The organism is Burkholderia sp. Bp8994, from assembly GCF_003853805.1.
Lineage (GTDB): Bacteria > Pseudomonadota > Gammaproteobacteria > Burkholderiales > Burkholderiaceae > Burkholderia.
Window position 1 is genome coordinate 23,351 of sequence record NZ_QTQH01000022.1, and the last position, 15,074, is coordinate 38,424.

At 67.2% G+C, this 15,074-nt stretch carries 16 protein-coding genes; 7 read left to right on the forward strand and 9 right to left on the reverse strand.

All coding sequences use genetic code 11. The annotated features are described in order from the left end of the window. Nucleotides 1–403: 403 nt before the first annotated feature. Together DIE04_RS23270 and DIE04_RS23275 are read right to left on the reverse strand one after the other, a co-directional pair. Complete coding sequence (locus tag DIE04_RS23270) at nucleotides 404–733, reverse strand: hypothetical protein (RefSeq protein ID WP_124521005.1); 330 nt, start codon at nucleotides 731–733, stop codon at nucleotides 404–406. A gap of 61 nt (nucleotides 734–794) precedes the next feature. Beyond that, nucleotides 795–1,283: an Lrp/AsnC family transcriptional regulator gene (locus DIE04_RS23275; protein ID WP_044845446.1), complete on the reverse strand. Its 489-nt coding sequence runs from the start codon at nucleotides 1,281–1,283 to the stop codon at nucleotides 795–797. Nucleotides 1,284–1,408: 125 nt separating this feature from the next. Here DIE04_RS23275 and DIE04_RS23280 point away from each other — a divergent pair, with 125 nt between their 5' ends. Further along, nucleotides 1,409–2,446 carry a histone deacetylase family protein gene (locus DIE04_RS23280; RefSeq protein ID WP_124520912.1) on the forward strand — a complete coding sequence of 346 codons (1,038 nt, stop codon included), beginning with the start codon at nucleotides 1,409–1,411 and terminating at the stop codon, nucleotides 2,444–2,446. Nucleotides 2,447–2,516: 70 nt separating this feature from the next. Continuing rightward, a complete protein-coding gene (locus DIE04_RS23285) occupies nucleotides 2,517–3,662 on the forward strand; it encodes a branched-chain amino acid ABC transporter substrate-binding protein (RefSeq protein ID WP_124520910.1) in 1,146 nt (381 codons plus the stop codon). Nucleotides 3,663–3,716: 54 nt separating this feature from the next. On the opposite strand, the gene DIE04_RS23290 is transcribed toward DIE04_RS23285, so the two are convergent. Then, nucleotides 3,717–4,592, reverse strand: a complete 876-nt coding sequence (locus tag DIE04_RS23290; protein ID WP_124487080.1) for a mechanosensitive ion channel family protein — start codon at nucleotides 4,590–4,592, stop codon at nucleotides 3,717–3,719. A 324-nt stretch (nucleotides 4,593–4,916) separates the two neighbouring features. Here DIE04_RS23290 and DIE04_RS23295 point away from each other — a divergent pair, with 324 nt between their 5' ends. Next, on the forward strand, nucleotides 4,917–6,287 hold the full coding sequence (locus tag DIE04_RS23295; protein WP_124521004.1) for a M23 family metallopeptidase: 1,371 nt from the start codon (nucleotides 4,917–4,919) through the stop codon (nucleotides 6,285–6,287). Between the two features lie 185 nt (nucleotides 6,288–6,472). On the opposite strand, the gene DIE04_RS23300 is transcribed toward DIE04_RS23295, so the two are convergent. The 3 genes from DIE04_RS23300 to DIE04_RS23310 form a co-directional block, all read right to left on the reverse strand. Continuing rightward, on the reverse strand, nucleotides 6,473–7,213 hold the full coding sequence (locus DIE04_RS23300) for a fucose-binding lectin II (RefSeq protein ID WP_124520908.1): 741 nt from the start codon (nucleotides 7,211–7,213) through the stop codon (nucleotides 6,473–6,475). A gap of 202 nt (nucleotides 7,214–7,415) precedes the next feature. Then, nucleotides 7,416–8,210 (reverse strand): fucose-binding lectin II, encoded by a 795-nt coding sequence (locus tag DIE04_RS23305; protein ID WP_124520905.1) that lies wholly within the window; start codon nucleotides 8,208–8,210, stop codon nucleotides 7,416–7,418. A 127-nt stretch (nucleotides 8,211–8,337) separates the two neighbouring features. Beyond that, the gene (locus DIE04_RS23310) at nucleotides 8,338–8,727 is read right to left on the reverse strand and encodes a fucose-binding lectin II (protein WP_124520903.1); all 390 of its coding nucleotides are present in this window, start codon (nucleotides 8,725–8,727) and stop codon (nucleotides 8,338–8,340) included. Here DIE04_RS23310 and DIE04_RS23315 point away from each other — a divergent pair. Both DIE04_RS23315 and DIE04_RS23320 read left to right on the forward strand, forming a co-directional pair. Beyond that, nucleotides 8,726–8,989 (forward strand): hypothetical protein, encoded by a 264-nt coding sequence (locus DIE04_RS23315; protein ID WP_124520901.1) that lies wholly within the window; start codon nucleotides 8,726–8,728, stop codon nucleotides 8,987–8,989. The genes DIE04_RS23310 and DIE04_RS23315 overlap by 2 nt on opposite strands. A 425-nt stretch (nucleotides 8,990–9,414) precedes the next feature. Continuing rightward, nucleotides 9,415–9,819, forward strand: a complete 405-nt coding sequence (locus DIE04_RS23320; RefSeq protein WP_044845438.1) for a hypothetical protein — start codon at nucleotides 9,415–9,417, stop codon at nucleotides 9,817–9,819. A gap of 115 nt (nucleotides 9,820–9,934) precedes the next feature. Here DIE04_RS23320 and DIE04_RS23325 read toward each other — a convergent pair whose 3' ends face one another. Continuing rightward, nucleotides 9,935–10,744 carry a TlpA disulfide reductase family protein gene (locus DIE04_RS23325; protein WP_124520899.1) on the reverse strand — a complete coding sequence of 270 codons (810 nt, stop codon included), beginning with the start codon at nucleotides 10,742–10,744 and terminating at the stop codon, nucleotides 9,935–9,937. 228 nt (nucleotides 10,745–10,972) lie between these two features. Further along, the gene (locus tag DIE04_RS23330) at nucleotides 10,973–11,983 is read right to left on the reverse strand and encodes a hypothetical protein (protein ID WP_124520897.1); all 1,011 of its coding nucleotides are present in this window, start codon (nucleotides 11,981–11,983) and stop codon (nucleotides 10,973–10,975) included. A 218-nt stretch (nucleotides 11,984–12,201) separates the two neighbouring features. Between DIE04_RS23330 and DIE04_RS23335 the strand changes: the two genes are divergently transcribed. Further along, nucleotides 12,202–12,927: a bifunctional 2-polyprenyl-6-hydroxyphenol methylase/3-demethylubiquinol 3-O-methyltransferase UbiG gene (locus tag DIE04_RS23335; RefSeq protein ID WP_124520895.1), complete on the forward strand. Its 726-nt coding sequence runs from the start codon at nucleotides 12,202–12,204 to the stop codon at nucleotides 12,925–12,927. 45 nt (nucleotides 12,928–12,972) lie between these two features. Here DIE04_RS23335 and DIE04_RS23340 read toward each other — a convergent pair whose 3' ends face one another. Continuing rightward, complete coding sequence (locus tag DIE04_RS23340) at nucleotides 12,973–13,449, reverse strand: GNAT family N-acetyltransferase (protein ID WP_124487073.1); 477 nt, start codon at nucleotides 13,447–13,449, stop codon at nucleotides 12,973–12,975. Between the two features lie 131 nt (nucleotides 13,450–13,580). On the opposite strand from DIE04_RS23340, the gene DIE04_RS23345 reads away from it, so the two are divergent. Next, nucleotides 13,581–15,059: a PLP-dependent aminotransferase family protein gene (locus DIE04_RS23345; protein ID WP_124520893.1), complete on the forward strand. Its 1,479-nt coding sequence runs from the start codon at nucleotides 13,581–13,583 to the stop codon at nucleotides 15,057–15,059. The last annotated feature ends 15 nt before the right edge of the window (nucleotides 15,060–15,074 follow it).

The following is a 15,074-nucleotide window of genomic DNA, read 5'->3' on the forward strand; positions in this document are numbered from 1 at the left end:
CGCGTTCACCGTTGCATTTGCGCACGCGAGGCCGTTGCGAAGGACACCTTCGGATCGGCTTCATGTACGCGTGCAATCGGCTGCTTCGCGGTCGTGCGACAGGCGCGCAGGCCCTTGCTGCGGGCCTCGCCGGAAGGCGTTTCAGACCGCGTCGAAAGCGGCCGCGCGCAATGCGTTCCGCGGGGCGGGATGGCAAGGGGCGCGTAATATAACCGAACTCGATTGCCGTGTCGCTCGCGCGGAATATCCCTGATTTCGTGGGGTTTTTTGTGTGTCCGGGTTTCCGGAATGACGGTGCGCGGAACGGGAAAAACGGCGGGATCAGCGGGGCGAAACGCGCGCATCGCGCTTGCACTTCATCGGGGCGCGACGTTGCATCGCGACCCGGTCACATCGCATTACTTCACTTCGCTGCGCCGTTCCGGCAGAACTGCTCGTATCCCTGCGCCGAGTTCGCGAAGCCATGCGCCTTCGCAAGTTCCCACGGGCGCTCGCATTGTCGGGTCGTGTCGCACCAGGCATAACCGGCCGAGCCGATGCAGCCGTGCGCGTCGCGATCGCCGCCGACCATCGGCGGGGCGGCTTCGGTAGCCTGGGCGGTCTGCGTGCCCTGCGGGTCCTGCCCGGCGACATTGGGTGGAAGCGGGGCAGGCGGTTGCGTCGCGCACGCGCCCAATGCAAACGCGAGAGCGATCGCGGCGGCAAGCGGCGCGGAAGGAATGCAATGTTTCATGCGGTAGCGCTCCATGAGATGAAGGTCGACAGCGGATGCCCGTGCGCGGGCGCTTGATCGATCACGCGTCCGGCACCGGCACGCGCGACGAGAACTTGACCTCGCGCAGCGCGAGGCTCGACTGGATCGACGACACGCCAGCCTGCTTTCTCAGCACGCGTTCGACGAATTCCGCATACGTGTCGAGATCGGCGGCGACGACCTGCAGGATGTAGTCGGCCGCGCCGGTGATCTTGTGGCACGACGTCACTTCGTCGTGACGCCGCATCACGTCCTCGAAGTGATCCGAATCCTGGTCCGAATGCATGTTGAACGTGACCTGCACGAACGCGAACACGTTCATGCCGAGCGCGCGGCGGTCGAGGTTCGCCTGGTAGCCGGTGATCACGCCTTCGTCTTCTAGCCGCTTGCGCCGCCGCCAGCACGGCGTGACGCTCAGCGACAACCGTTCGCCGAGCGTCGCGTTGGACAGCGCGCCGTCTTCCTGCAGCAGGCGGAGCATCGCGCGATCGACGCCGTCCAGCTCTACCGAAGCGCGATTTTTGCTCATTTCCGGGTCTCCGTAGACGGTTTTCTCAAAATTGTACGAAACGAAGAGTTGAAAAGCAAAGTTATTGCCGGCTGGCCTCAATAGACTGTTGCCACCCCTCACAGCCTTCACTGCAACGGTCAACCATGCTCACGGTCTACAGCAGCGATCACCATCTGCACCGCGGCGTCGAACTGAAGGACGGCGCGATCACCGATTCGTTCGAGAACCCCCTTCGTGCCGAAACGGTGCTCGCGCAGGTCCGCGCGGCCGGCCTCGGCGACGTGATCGCGCCGCGCGCGTTCGACCGCTCGAGCTATGCCGGCGCGCACAGCGCGCGCTATGTCGACTTTCTCGCCGGCGCATGGGGCGAATGGGCCGCGACCGGCCGCACCTGCCAGGCGCTGCCGCTCGTGTGGCCCGTGCGCGCGATGCCGTCGGCGGCGACGCTGCCCGACTTCATCGACGGCAAGCTCGGCTTCTTCGCGATGGATGCCGGTGCGCCGATCAACGCCGGCACGTGGGACGCGGTGAGCGCGAGCGCGAACTCGGCGCTCACCGGCGCCGACCTGCTGGCGAACGGCAGCGCGCGCGCGGCGTTCGCGCTGTGCCGTCCGCCCGGCCACCATGCGGGCCGCGAGTACATGGGCGGCTACTGCTACCTGAACAACGCGGCGATCGCCGCGCAGCACGGCATCGCGAGCGGTGCGGCGCGCGTCGCGGTGCTGGACGTCGACTTCCATCATGGCAACGGCACGCAAGACATCTTCTACGAGCGTTCGGACGTGTTGTTCGCGTCGCTGCACGGCGAGCCGGCGGTGTCGTATCCGTACTTCTCGGGCCATGCCGACGAGCGCGGCGCGGGCGCGGGCGAAGGCTTCAACCTGAACCTGCCGCTGCCGAAGGGCACGCAGTGGGACACCTACTCGGCGGCGCTCGGCCAGGCCACTGCCGCGATCGCGAAGCACGCGCCCGACCTGCTCGTCGTGTCGCTCGGCGTCGACACGTTCGAGCACGATCCGATCAGCCATTTCAAGCTGCGCTCGCCCGACTACCTGCGGATCGGCGCCGCGCTCGCGCGCCTGAACCTGCCGACGCTGTTCGTGATGGAAGGCGGCTACATGGTCGAGGAAATCGGTATCAACGCGGTGAACGTGCTGCTCGGCTTCGAAGGGCGCGCGTGAGCGCATCGCTTTGCCTGCAATCGACGATGGTACGAATCACGAACCAACAGCGACAAGGAAGGAGACGAACATGAATCGGAATCGGCATCGGAACAAGGCGGCATGCGCGGTCGCGCTGGCGTGTGCACTATTCGCGCTGTCCGCGCACGCGGACGAGATCGTGCGCATCGGGCACGTCGCGCCGCTGACCGGCGCGATCGCGCATCTCGGCAAGGACAGCGAGAACGGCGCGCGGCTCGCGGTCGAGGAAATCAACGCGAAGGGGCTCGCGATCGGCGGCAGGAAGGTCACGCTGCAGCTCGACGCGCAGGACGACGCGGGCGACCCGCGCACCGCGACGCAGGTCGCGCAGCGGCTCGTCGACGACAAGGTGGTCGGCGTCGTCGGCCATCACAACTCGGGTACGTCGATTCCCGCATCGCGCGTCTATCGCGACGGCGGCGTCGTGCAGATCTCGCAGGCCGCGACCAACCCGACCTACACGCAGCAGGGCTTCAAGACGACCTATCGCGTCGTCGCGACCGATGCGCAGCAAGGGCCCGCGCTCGCGATGTACGCGGCGAAGCACCTGGGCATCAGGACGGTCGCCGTGGTCGACGATTCGACCGCGTACGGGCAGGGCCTCGCGACCGAGTTCGAAAAGGCGGCGAAAGCGGCCGGGATGAAGATCGTCTCGCGCGATGCGACCAACGACAAGGCGATCGACTTCCGCGCGATCCTAACGAAGATCAAGGGCGAGAACCCCGACGCGATCATGTACGGCGGGATGGACGCGACGGGCGGTCCGCTCGCGAAGCAGGCGCGCCAGCTCGGCATGCGCGCGAAGATCCTCGCCGGCGACGGCGTGTGCTCGACCGACCTGCCGAAGCTCGCGGGCTCGGCATCGGACAACGTCGTGTGCTCGGAAGCCGGCATCGCGCTCGAGAAGATGCCGGGCGGCGCGGCGTTCGTGAAGCGTTACGAGGCGCGCTATCGCCAGCCGATGCAGGTGTATGCACCGTTCTCGTACGACGCGGTGTACATCATCGTCGACGCGATGAAGCGCGCGAACTCGACGGACCCGGCGAAGGTGCTCGCCGCGATGCCGGCGACCGACTATCGCGGCGTGATCGGCGAAACGAGCTTCACGCCGCAGGGCGACCTGAAGCACGGTGCGATCTCGGTATTCACTTACAAGAGCGGCAGGAAGGCGCTGCTCGATATCGTCAGGATGTGATGCGAGCGGGGCGCACGGCGCAGCGCGCCATGCGCGGTCGTGCGCCCCGAGGTCTTACGACGCCTGTACGCGGCGCGGGTCGGCCCGGCGCTGCTGTTCGGCGTCATGCACGATGTGCAGTTCGCGCGTGCGGATCGGCAACGCGCAGTCCGCATCGGCGAGCGTCTTGCGCACCTGGCGCGCGAGGCGCCAGCGCATCGCCCAGAACTTGTCGGTGTGCGTCCACACGCGCATGTTCGCGATCGCCGTGCTGTCGTCGAAGCGCATCACCATCACGTCCGGTGCCGGTTCCGTCAGCACGTCGGGATCGGCTTCGGCCAGCGCGCGCAGCGCGTCGAGCGCGCGATCGATGTCGTCGTGCACCGACACTTCCACCTCGAGATCGAGACGGCGCGTCGGATTGCGCGTGTAATTGCGGATCGCGCTGCCCCACAGCGCGCTGTTCGGCACGTATTCGCAGATGCCGTCCGGCTTCGTCAGCCGCGTCATGAAGAGGCCGACTTCGTCCACCGTCCCCGCGACGCTCGAGCCGCCGTCGATGTAGTCGCCCACCTTGAACGGCCGCAGCAGCAACAGCATGATGCCGGCCGCGATGTTCTGCATCGTGCCCTGCAGTGCGAGCCCGATCGCGAGGCCGGCCGCGCCGAGCACCGCGACGATGCTCGCGGTTTCGATGCCCAGCTGCGACAGCGCGCCGACGATCGCGACGATGCGGATGCCCCACACGGCGACGTCGCAGAGGATTGGCCGCAGCGTGTCGTCGACGCGCTCCTTGTTCGCGAGCAGCCGGCTCAGCCAGTTGCCGATGCGTTTCGACAGCCACCAGCCCGCAACGAGCAGCGCGAGGGCGGCGCAGAGCCTGAGCGACAGCGTGGACAACGCGTTCCACAGGAACGTCCAGCGTTCCGGATGAAGATGATCGAGAAACATGACGGGATTCCGGGTTGAGGACAGAAGGCGCGACGGGCGGCGCACCCGCCGTGGCCCGGCGGGCATGCGCGCGTGCGCGGGCAACCCTCGACTGTACAGCCATGCGGGGTGTCACGCGACCGAAGGGGCGCATCCCGCGCATTTTTACGGCGACTTTTGTCTTTCGTTCATGTACTAAGACAACATCTGAACAAATCGGATTGGTCCTATTCGGCGATGTTGGTCGCGCCAGTACACTCGCCTCCAGGCTACCGGATCGCGACGCTCTTTCCTCCGCGATACCCGGTTCATTTCAAATTTTCATGGATAGCGAGTGACGACGCGATGCGGTTCGACCTGTGTTTACGTCTCGCACGCGAACAAGGTCGATCCGCGCAACGCGGCGCCATCCGCTTTCCCGTTCGCCGCGCGCTGCTGCGCGGTGTCATCGCGGCGGCGTGGCTTGCCGGCACACAGGGCGCGATGGCGCTGGCATCCTCCGGTGCCGTGCCGTCCGCGCCCGTGGCGGCGCAAGCGGCCGACCTTGTCGACGTGCCTTTCTTCAATTCCGCCCGCACCGTCTGGGGCGGCTTGCTTGCGTCGACGGTGGTTCCGCGCATCGTGGCGGATGCGCAGGCGGTGCGTGTGCGTGCGGAGGCCTATCCCGGCATGTTCGTCGTGCGTGCCGGCGCCTGTGCGCCGTACGTTGTCCTTTGCGATGCGGCACGGGGTGCGATCGAGCGGGGTTACGCAGGGCGTTTCGAGTATGGTTTTGCATCGCATCTTCCCGCGATCGGCACGCCTTCGGCATTCGCATCGCGTCGGGTCGAGCTGGCGTCCGCGCAACCGTTCGTGCTCGCGGAGCGGGAGAGCGGCGCGCGGGCCGGTGCGATCACCGGCAGCCTGCATGCGTCGCTGGCGCGCGCCGAATTGCCCGACGGTGTCGTGGCGCAGCTGACGCGCATGTTGGCCGGTCGTATCGACCCGAAGCTGCACGGCGCGACCGGCGACACCTTCCGTGTCGCATTCGAATCCGATGACGATGCGGCACTGCCGGACGGCGTGCGCGTGACGGCGCTCGACATCCGCTTTCGCGGCCGGCGCGTCGCGGCCGTGTGGTTCGCCCCCGGAGCGGCGGTGCCGGGCGCCTATTACGATCTCGACGGCATGCCGTTCGACGGCACCCGGTTCGCGATGCCGGTCCGGTCGACTCGCACCAGTTCGCGCTTCGGCGCGCGCGTGCATCCGGTGACCGGCGCGCGCCACGTGCATTCGGGCGTCGATCTCGCCGCGCCGACAGGGCGCGCCGTCCATGCCTCCGAGCGCGGCGTCGTGACGTTCATCGGCACCGAGCCGGGCGGTTACGGCAAGTATGTGGTGATCCGTCATGACGGTGGCTATGCGTCGTACTACGCGCACTTGTCGGCGTTCGAGCCCACGCTGCGAACCGGTGCGCGGGTCGCCCGAGGTCAACGGGTGGGCGCGGTCGGCAGTACCGGGACCGCGACCGGCCCGCATCTGCACTTCGAGGTCCGCCGACACGGCCGTCTTGTCGATCCGATCGGCCTCGTGCAGGCGGCGAAGGCAGCGAAACTGAAGGGTGAGCAGCGTGTCGCGTTCAACCGCGTGGCCTACGCCGCGCGCACGCAGTTGGCCGCGGCCAGCTTGACGTCGCCGCTCGCGATGTCGCAGCGTGGCGCCCGGCGTGACGGCTGATGTCGCGACGTCGCGCGTGCTCGCCCGGCGTACCGTGTGCAGGCGCGACCACGTCATGTTTCAGGCTATCCATCCGGTGTTTGTCATGCCCGTGTGCGATGCTCCCGGCGGGCATCGGGAGCAATAAAGGCAAGCGCCGGGCCAGTCAGCGCCCGGCGCTTGCCTTCCGTTTGACGGTCAGCCCGTCAACCCAGCGGCCAGTTCAGGATCGCGATGCCGTCGTTGTAGTCGCCGTCCGTACCGTCTTCAGAGCCGACCAGCCCGAAATAGGTCTTCTTGAAGATGTCGACCTGGCGCGAACCGATCTTCGACGGCTTGCCGTTCGCCGTCACGACCACGCGCACCTTCCCCTTGCCCGAGTTCACGACCTGCGTGTTCAGGTTCGCGTCCTGCGTGCCGGCGCCCTGGAACGTTGCGGCCGGTTTCGGGTTGTCGTCGACGAAGACTTCGATCGTCTGCTGCGCGGACGAATTGACGAGCGCCGTCACGCCGAATGCAATGTTCGGCGGCAGGTTGAAGATGCCGTCACGTTCGCCGCCGCCGGTCGTCGTGGTGTCCGGCTGCGTGGGTTGCGGTTGCGGCGTCGCCTTCGAGAAGTAATTGACCACCGCACCGACGCCGAACTTCGCCGCCGCGCCGGGCAGCACGCCGGGTGCGCCGGCCCACGTCACCGTGCAGGCGATCACCTGCCCGGCCGCATCGGCCTTCACCTTGTTCTGCCAGCTGCCGACATCGAAGCTGTACGGGATGGTCGCGATGTCGACGAACACATCGTATTGCGGCAGCTTCTCCACGAGCTGCGCGGTCATGAACTGACGCATCCGGTCGAGCACGGCCTGGTCGCCGTTCGATTGCACGGCGGTTGCATCGTTGCCGGCAAGTTGCAGCAGGGCGTAGAGATCGTCATGGGTAAACGGTTGTGACATGTCTTCCTCGTCTTGATGGAATGTCTCGCATCGCGCGGCCGGTGAGCGGATCTCGCCGTCGTCTCGCGCGGAGCGCGGCGTGGGACTGCAAATGACTGCTCGAATGAATCGCTTCACAACGGGTGGCCGGGGCGGTTGGCCCCGTCGCCATTGCGGCTTCGACGGCGGCGCGCACGCGTTGCCGCGCCGCGCATCGCCGGGTTCAGCCCAGCGGCCAGTTCAGGAACACGATGCCGTCGTTGTAGTCGTCGTCGGTGCCGTCTTCCGAGCCGACGATTCCGAAGTACGACTTCTTGAAGAGATCGATTTGCCGCGAGCCGATGCGCGACGGCTTGCCGTTCGCCGTCACGATCACGCGTACGCGCCCCTTGCCGGAGTCGAGCACTTTCGTGCCGAGGTTCTGGTCCTGCACGCCCGCGCCCTTGAACGTGGCGGCCGGTTTCGGGTTGTCGTCGATGTAGATGTCGATCGTCTGGTCGTTCGCCGCGTTGGTGAGTGCGGTCACGCCGAACTTGATGTTCGGCGGCAGGTTGAACGTGCCGTCGCGTTCGCCGCCGCCGGTTTCGGTGCCCTGATTCCCGCCGCCTTGCGACGACGATTGCGCGGCCGTGTCACCGATCGCGGAAATGCTCGCGTACGAATCGATATGCATCGCGCTGCCGCGCACGCTTTTCCACTGCCCTTTCACGAACGTGACGCCGCTGCCGACGTCGATCGTCGCGACGAGCGTGAACGGCATGCGCCCAGTGCTTTCGGGCACCTTCGAGGAATAGGTGAAGCAGCCGTCCGCGACGACGCCTTTGTCGGTCGCGATCGCGAAATAGATGCCGGGGAAATTGTTGCCGGTCGCGTACGGCGTCGGCACGTTGAGGATGACCTGCAGTTTCCCGTCGCGAATCTCTGCCTTGGCGATGTCGATATGCAGGCCGGGGATGTCGACGTACGTCTCGGACGTGACGACGGGTGCGCTGTTGATCGAAGCCGAAAGAAGCGGCATGGAAGTCTCCTGTGATAACGCTGTTCTGGATTGGGGTGCTGCGTGAGGGCCCGCTTGATGGGCGCGAACCGCTGGCCGGCCAGACGACGGTGGGCCGGCACGGCGCGGCCGCCGATCGTGCGTCAGGTCAGCCGATCGGCCACTGCAGCACGACGATGCCGTCGTTGTAGTCGCTGTCGTGACCGTCTTCCGACACGACGATCCCGAAGTTGACCGTGAACGGCGAACCGTCCGATTTCTTGCCGCTGATCGGCGCGAGGCGCGCATCGGTGGCCGACGTCTTGCCGTTTACCGTCACTTCGAAGCGCAGCTTGCCGTTGCCCGAATTCAGCGTGGCTTCGCGCGGGCCGTCGCGCGTGGTCAGCTTGTGATAAGCGGCCGGTTCCGTGCTGTCGCCGATGAAGAGCTTGATGTGCTGCTGCTCGGCAGCATTCGCGAAGAAAATCGCGCGGAAGTCGGTGTTCGGCGGAATCGAAAACTCGCCGGCGCGATTCGAGGACGTTTGAGTTTCGGCCATGCTTTCCTCCTGGAAGTCGATGGATAAGGCACTTCACCGTGTCTCGCAAACGCTTGCAGTTTCAAACACGGTTCAGTCAGCATGGCGAAAAATAAATGAAAAAATATTCGACCGGGAATGGGAATTGTTCAGAAAATCGGAAACCGAAACAGTTCGATTTAATGGTGAATATTCAATGGAGTGCCGTTCGATATATCTCGGAAATTATATCGATGCGTGTCACGCTTTTTTGAATAATGGCGGGGTGTGCAGGCGGGAATGAAGGGAATGGCGGGAGGGATCCGGCTTCGGCGCAGACGCTCGGCGTTCGCATATGGCAGCGTGTTGTTTCAACATCGTCTTTCCCTGTCGTGGCCGCGCCCACCGGCCACCATCGAGCGCCCGCGCCGAAGCCGGCTCGCAACGAAGCGGGGTGCGGCGCCGATGAAGCTCGATGACCGGCTCACTCCGAACTTGAACAGGGCATTTCACCGGCACCGCACCCGACGAAGCATATCGGCCTGCTGTCGCGACGCCTATCGGACGAGGATGATTTTTGCGCGCGATATTGCCGGGCGCCGGCCTGATATACCTGACAGGCGATCAATTTTGAGATTAGCGGTATCGTGCAAGACGCGCGTGCGCTCGCTATTCGGCGGCATTATTCATTCAATCGGCCCGTTACCGGGCCCTCACGAGGACAGTGCGATGACGAAACCCGATAGTCTGAAAGGCGAGATCAAGGGACAGGCACAGGACGCAGACCGTCACAACCTGGCGCGGCCCGCCGTGAACGGCGCGTTGTGGGCGCGCGGCCTGACGACGCAGCGCGTGGCCGACCTGTTCAGGACCCTGCCCGGCCTCCCGGGGCACTGGATGCAGTTGCAGAACGAAGTCAACGCAGGGAACCGCTATTTCTATGGTGTCCAGAACGGTCACCAGACGACCGACGAAGGAAAGGAACTGATTCGCTGGATTGCCGATGCGGTGGTCAGCGCCGCGCAGAAGGCGGGATTCGATTTCCCGTTGCAGCAGCTCAGGTTTACCGCCGACACGGGGTGGCTGAAGCTTCAGCGCGTGTCGGGGCGGGTGATGGTGTTGTCGAGGCCGTGAGCGTCGCCGATGGTAGTCGAAGTGCCGGCGAGTCGGCGGTCGAATCGGTCGCGGCTGCGGGAACGCGCGCTGCCATCGCCGATCGATCGTGGCGTCGAGCAGGCTGCCGACGACATCACTGACCGAAACGCTGCGCCACCGCGTCCTTCAAGCGCGCGGCGGTGAGCTCGCCCATGTGCGATTCGACGAGCTCGCCTTTCGCATTGAAGAACAGCGTTGTGGGCAGCCCGCGCGATCCGTACGCATGCATCGCATGCAACGACGGATCGAGCAGCACGTTGTCGAAGCGCAGCCCCTGCTGTTCGAGGAACGCGCGCACGGCCTGCGCGTTTTCCCCCTGGTTGAGCATCAGCACCGTAATGCCCGGATGATCGCGTTGCGCCTGTTCGAGGAGCGGCATCTCGCGCCGGCACGGTGCGCACCACGTCGCCCACAGGTTCACCACGACCGGCTTGCCTGCAAAGCGTTGCGGCAGGACGGGCGTCGCATCGAGCGCTTCGAGCTGCAGCGCGGCGAATGGCGGCGCGGTTCGCTGCAGTGTCGCCAGCGTGCCTTGCGCGATGCCCCACGCGGCGAGGCCCGCGACGATGCCGGCCGCCACGGGTTTGCGCAGCGCGGGCAGGCGACGCAGCCGCCAGACGGCGAACGCCAGTGCGGCGGCGATGCCGATGCGCCAGTCGAAGCCGCCGTCACCGAGCGCGACGATGGCGCGCGGCGTCGTCGCGTAGTCGCGCCACCATTGCGCGACATAGCCGATACGCGCGGCGACCAGCCCGAGCAGCAGCACGTCGAGGATCAGGCTCGACGCGCTCTTGTGATGTCCGTCGGGTGGGCGGCGCTGGATGAAACGGGCAACGAGCCACGCCAGCAGCGCGGCGGCGGCTACCGCGACGACGCGGATCGAGAAGGGACCGATGCTCAACATGGGGAGAAAAGGGTGCGGGGATCGTGGATCGACCGGCGAACGCGATGCCGTCGACGGTCATGTGACGTTTCGACCCTACGGGACGCACACGGGTTCCCTTGGCGACCGCGCGCCATGCACCGCCCGACGCGTGCGAATCGCATGCCGGGCGCCGGCATTCAGGACGACGTCGTTTTCGTCGAAGTCTTGCGACGCATCAGGCCGCCGACGTTCGCGCAGGCCAGGTAATTACTGCCTGCTTCCGCTCGAGCCGGAAGGCGCACCGCCAAGCCGGTACGCGGTAAAGAATTCGTACCACGGCGAACCCTGTCCGGCCGGCACGCCGAGTGCCGACGTCCGCTGCTTCAAGGCCGCGAACACATCGTTGATGCGCGCAGCCTGTTCGGCATCACTGAACGGACGCGGCTTCGCCCTGCCGGCCGCGAATGCGCCGTAGGCGATGGCGAGCAGGCGCGCGCCGTCGTCGATCGAGGTGACGGACCCGTTGATCGCCTCGACGAAGCGTGGCCGGTCCGCTTCCCGCGATGCGGCGATGCACTGAAACACGATCGCCGACACTTCGTGCAGGTCGCTCGCGCGCAGCAATGCCGGCAGGCGCGCAGCGATCCGGTCGGCCGGTTCCTCGTGCAGCGCGGCGGCGAAGTCGAGCACGGCGGCCATCGGATTGCCGTCCTGCTGCACGCGATCGAGCGCCGATGCGGGCGCCGCCGCCGCTTGCGCGACGTCGCCGGGTGCGCCGCGCAGCACGTCCGCGACCTGCCGTTGCCACGCCGGAAAGATCATCCGCACGTTGCCGAACTGCTCGCCGCCTTGCGCGGCCGGATTCCACCGATAGACGATCGTGCCGCCGCGAATGAACGGCGAATACAGATGCTCGGGCGTTTGCGGCAGCGGCCGCCCGTTGATCGGCAGCCATGCGAGCGTGAGCCAGTCGTAGCGGCCGGTGGCGGGCACCGACGGGCTGGAACTCGCGACGACCTGCCAGGTGCCGCGGTTCGCGTAACGCCGACGCGCGTCGGGCACTGCGACGGTTTGCCGTTTCGCGGTATCGAAGTAGGTATTGCCGGTCACGTTTTCGCCGCTGTCCGGGGCCGGCGTGAGGGTGGCGATGACCCACGATGACCCGTCGGCCGAACGATAGTCCGACGGCTGCAGCGTGGCGACGTCGTGCACCATCCGCGTTTCGGCGGCGACGGGGCTCGGCGGCAGATCGGCGGGGCCGGCGACGATACTCGGCATGGACGTTCCTCGGAATCGGGGGTGTATCGGCACGCGCGCCGAACGCGAACGATGTCCGGCGGCGCATGTCGTCCGTCGTAACAACTGTAGAACGCCGCCGCCGGAAACGGAAACCGGCCGCGGCGGCCTCGAGCCGCGCAACGCGCTCACGCGCACCGCCGCTTCGGCTTACCATGCGCATCCTGGGCCCGCACGACGAACACCGATCGGGAGCGAACATGACCGACAGCAAAACCATCACGGAACACTGGACTCACGTTGCCGACCAATGGATCGACTGGGCCGGCAGGCCGGGCCACGATGCGTTCTGGAAGTATCGCGACGGGCTGGCAGCCTACCTCGGCCGCGGCACCGGCCGCGCACTGGAGATCGGCTGCGGCGAGGGACGCGTGAGCCGCGAGCTGAAGGCGCTCGGCTACGACGTGACCGCGAGCGACGCGGTGCCCGCGATGCTCGACGCCGCGCGTCGCGCCGACTCGGCGCACCGCTACGCACTCGCCGATGCCGCCTCGCTGCCGTTCGATCCGGCCAGCTTCGACATCGTGATGGCATACAACGTGCTGATGGACCTCGACGACATGGCGGCCGCGTTGCGCGAGGCACGTCGCGTGCTGAAGCCGGGCGGGCTGCTGTTCGTGTCGCTCGTGCATCCGTTCCGCGATCGCGGCCGTTTCGCGGGGCCGCAGCCCGACGCGCCGTTCGTGCTCGAAGGCACGTATTTCGGCAGCGAGCATTTCGAGGGCGTGGAAACGCGCGACGGGCTGTCGATGCACTTCGCGGGCTGGTCGCTGCCGCTCCGGGCCTACATGGATGCGCTGGAGGCGGCCGGCTTCGCGATCGTGTCGCTGCGCGAGCCGCTGCCCGATCGCGCCGACACGGACACGCTGAAGCAGTGGTCGCGCGTGCCGCTGTTCCTGTGGATCAAGGCGCGGCCGCTGGATTGAAACCGTCGCGGCCGCGCGGCGTGCGGCCTGCGGCACGCCGCATGATCAGCGCGGCAAGACCTTCCGGTAGATCACGAATCCGGTTTTTTCCGCGACGGTGTCGTAGAGCCGCATCGCCGTGCGATTCGTCTCGTGCGTCTGCCAGTACACGCGTTCGGCGCGCTGCGCCTGCGCGGCGTCGTACACGGCTTCGATCAATGCGCGGCCCACGCCCTTGCCGCGTTCGCGCTCGAGCGTGAAGAGATCCTGCAGATAGCAGGTCGGCCCGGCCAGCGTCGTGCTCCGGTGATACAGGAAATGCACGAGCCCGACGAGCCGGCCGTCGCGTTCCGCGACACGCGCATGCACGGGCTCGTAGCCGTCGAAGAAGCGCGACCACGTGAGCTGCGTGATCTCGCGCGGCAGCGCGGTATCGCCGAAGCGGCCGTAGAAGCGGTTGTAGCCGTCCCACAGCGGCAGCCAGTCGTCGAAATCGTCTTCGCGCACGGGGCGCACGGTCAGGCCGGTGTCGGTAGCGTTCATGGTCGCGAACCTCTCGAGGATGGATGGAATGAAGCGTTGCCGGCACGGCCGGAAACGCGCGCAGACATCTACGATAGAAAGTTCGTGGCACCATGTGTAGACCCATGACATCCACACAATCTGGAGCCACGATGGATTACGCGTTGCTGCTGTCGACCTTCGAGCGCGAAGCGGGGCCGCACGCGGCCACGCGGATGTCGCAGCAGCAGCGGCTGTACGCGTGCCTGCGCGACGCGATCCTGAGCGGCCGGATCGCCGAGGGCACGCGGCTTGCCGCATCGCGCACGCTGGCCGACGAGCTCGGCATCGCACGCAATTCGGTGCTGTACGCGTACGAGCGGCTCGCATCGGAAGGGTTCGTGACCGGCACGCGGCAGGGCACGGTGGTCGCCCGGATGGGATTGCGCGGGTCGCAGGTCGCCGCCGCGGCGCCCGCCGGCGCTACGGCGGCGCTGTCGCGGCGCGTCGCGCAGACCGAGCGCGCGACGAGCGGCCTCGACGAATCACTGCCGTTCATGCCGGGCGTGCCGGCCGTCGACGCGTTCCCGCTCGAGCAGTGGCGGCGCTGCGTCGAGCGCGCATGGCGCTCGGCGGGGCCGGCGCAGCTCGGCTATCAGTCCGCGGAAGGCGACGCGGTGCTGCGCGACGCGATCGCCGGCTATCTGCGCGCGTCGCGCGGTGTGCGCTGCGACGCCGCGCAGGTGATCGTCACCGACGGCACGCAGGGCGCGCTCGACCTGTGCGCCCGCGCGCTGGCCGACGCGAGCGACGTCGCATGGATCGAGAACCCCGGCTACCACGGCGCGCGCAACGCGTTTCTCGCGGCCGACCTGCGCGTCGAGCCGATCGGCGTCGATGCGCAGGGGCTCGCGCCGCATCCGGACGACTGGCGCGATCGTCCGCCGAAGCTCGTCTACATCACGCCGTCGCACCAATATCCGCTCGGCGCGGTGATGAGCCTCGAACGGCGGCTCGCGCTCGTCGCGCAGGCGCGCGCTGCCGGCGCATGGATCGTCGAGGACGACTACGACAGCGAGTTCCGTCACCACGGCACGCCGCACGCGGCCGTGCAGGGGCTCGCCGACGACGCGCCGGTGATCTACCTCGGTACCTTCAGCAAGGTGATGTTTCCGGCGTTGCGGCTCGGCTTCATGGTCGTGCCGCCCGCGCTTGCGCAGCCGCTGCGCGACGCGGCGGGCGCACTGATGCTGCAGGGCCGCGCCGTCGAGCAGCGCGCGCTCGCGGATTTCATCGACGCCGGGCATTTCACGCGCCATCTGCGGCGCATGCGCCGCGTGTATGCCGAGCGGCGCGACGCACTGCACGACGCACTGGCGCGGCGGCTGAATACGCGGCTGACGGTGTCGGGCGGCGCGGGCGGCATGCATCTGTCCGCGCGGCTCGACGTGCCGGTGGCCGACACGGAACTGAGCCGCGTCGCGCAGGCGCACGGGCTGATCCTGCGGCCGCTGTCGTCGTTCTGCCTGCCGGGCACCGCGGCGGGTTACAACGGGCTCGTGCTCGGCTACGGCGGCGTGCCGGCCGAGCGGATGGACGGGCTCGCGCGGCGGATCGGCGAGATGATCGACTGTGTGCTGGCCGCGCGGTGACGGCCGTCGCGCCGT

Coding starts and splice junctions, on each gene's coding strand:
- DIE04_RS23270 (WP_124521005.1), bottom strand. CDS start 733: ATGAAACATTGCATTCCTTCCGCGCCGCTTGCCGCCGCGATCGCTCTC.
- DIE04_RS23305 (WP_124520905.1), bottom strand. CDS start 8,210: ATGCCGCTTCTTTCGGCTTCGATCAACAGCGCACCCGTCGTCACGTCC.
- DIE04_RS23320 (WP_044845438.1), top strand. CDS start 9,415: ATGACGAAACCCGATAGTCTGAAAGGCGAGATCAAGGGACAGGCACAG.
- DIE04_RS23315 (WP_124520901.1), top strand. CDS start 8,726: ATGCTTTCCTCCTGGAAGTCGATGGATAAGGCACTTCACCGTGTCTCG.
- DIE04_RS23290 (WP_124487080.1), bottom strand. CDS start 4,592: ATGTTTCTCGATCATCTTCATCCGGAACGCTGGACGTTCCTGTGGAAC.
- DIE04_RS23340 (WP_124487073.1), bottom strand. CDS start 13,449: ATGAACGCTACCGACACCGGCCTGACCGTGCGCCCCGTGCGCGAAGAC.
- DIE04_RS23330 (WP_124520897.1), bottom strand. CDS start 11,983: ATGCCGAGTATCGTCGCCGGCCCCGCCGATCTGCCGCCGAGCCCCGTC.
- DIE04_RS23295 (WP_124521004.1), top strand. CDS start 4,917: ATGCGGTTCGACCTGTGTTTACGTCTCGCACGCGAACAAGGTCGATCC.
- DIE04_RS23280 (WP_124520912.1), top strand. CDS start 1,409: ATGCTCACGGTCTACAGCAGCGATCACCATCTGCACCGCGGCGTCGAA.
- DIE04_RS23325 (WP_124520899.1), bottom strand. CDS start 10,744: ATGTTGAGCATCGGTCCCTTCTCGATCCGCGTCGTCGCGGTAGCCGCC.
- DIE04_RS23285 (WP_124520910.1), top strand. CDS start 2,517: ATGAATCGGAATCGGCATCGGAACAAGGCGGCATGCGCGGTCGCGCTG.
- DIE04_RS23275 (WP_044845446.1), bottom strand. CDS start 1,283: ATGAGCAAAAATCGCGCTTCGGTAGAGCTGGACGGCGTCGATCGCGCG.
- DIE04_RS23300 (WP_124520908.1), bottom strand. CDS start 7,213: ATGTCACAACCGTTTACCCATGACGATCTCTACGCCCTGCTGCAACTT.
- DIE04_RS23345 (WP_124520893.1), top strand. CDS start 13,581: ATGGATTACGCGTTGCTGCTGTCGACCTTCGAGCGCGAAGCGGGGCCG.
- DIE04_RS23310 (WP_124520903.1), bottom strand. CDS start 8,727: ATGGCCGAAACTCAAACGTCCTCGAATCGCGCCGGCGAGTTTTCGATT.
- DIE04_RS23335 (WP_124520895.1), top strand. CDS start 12,202: ATGACCGACAGCAAAACCATCACGGAACACTGGACTCACGTTGCCGAC.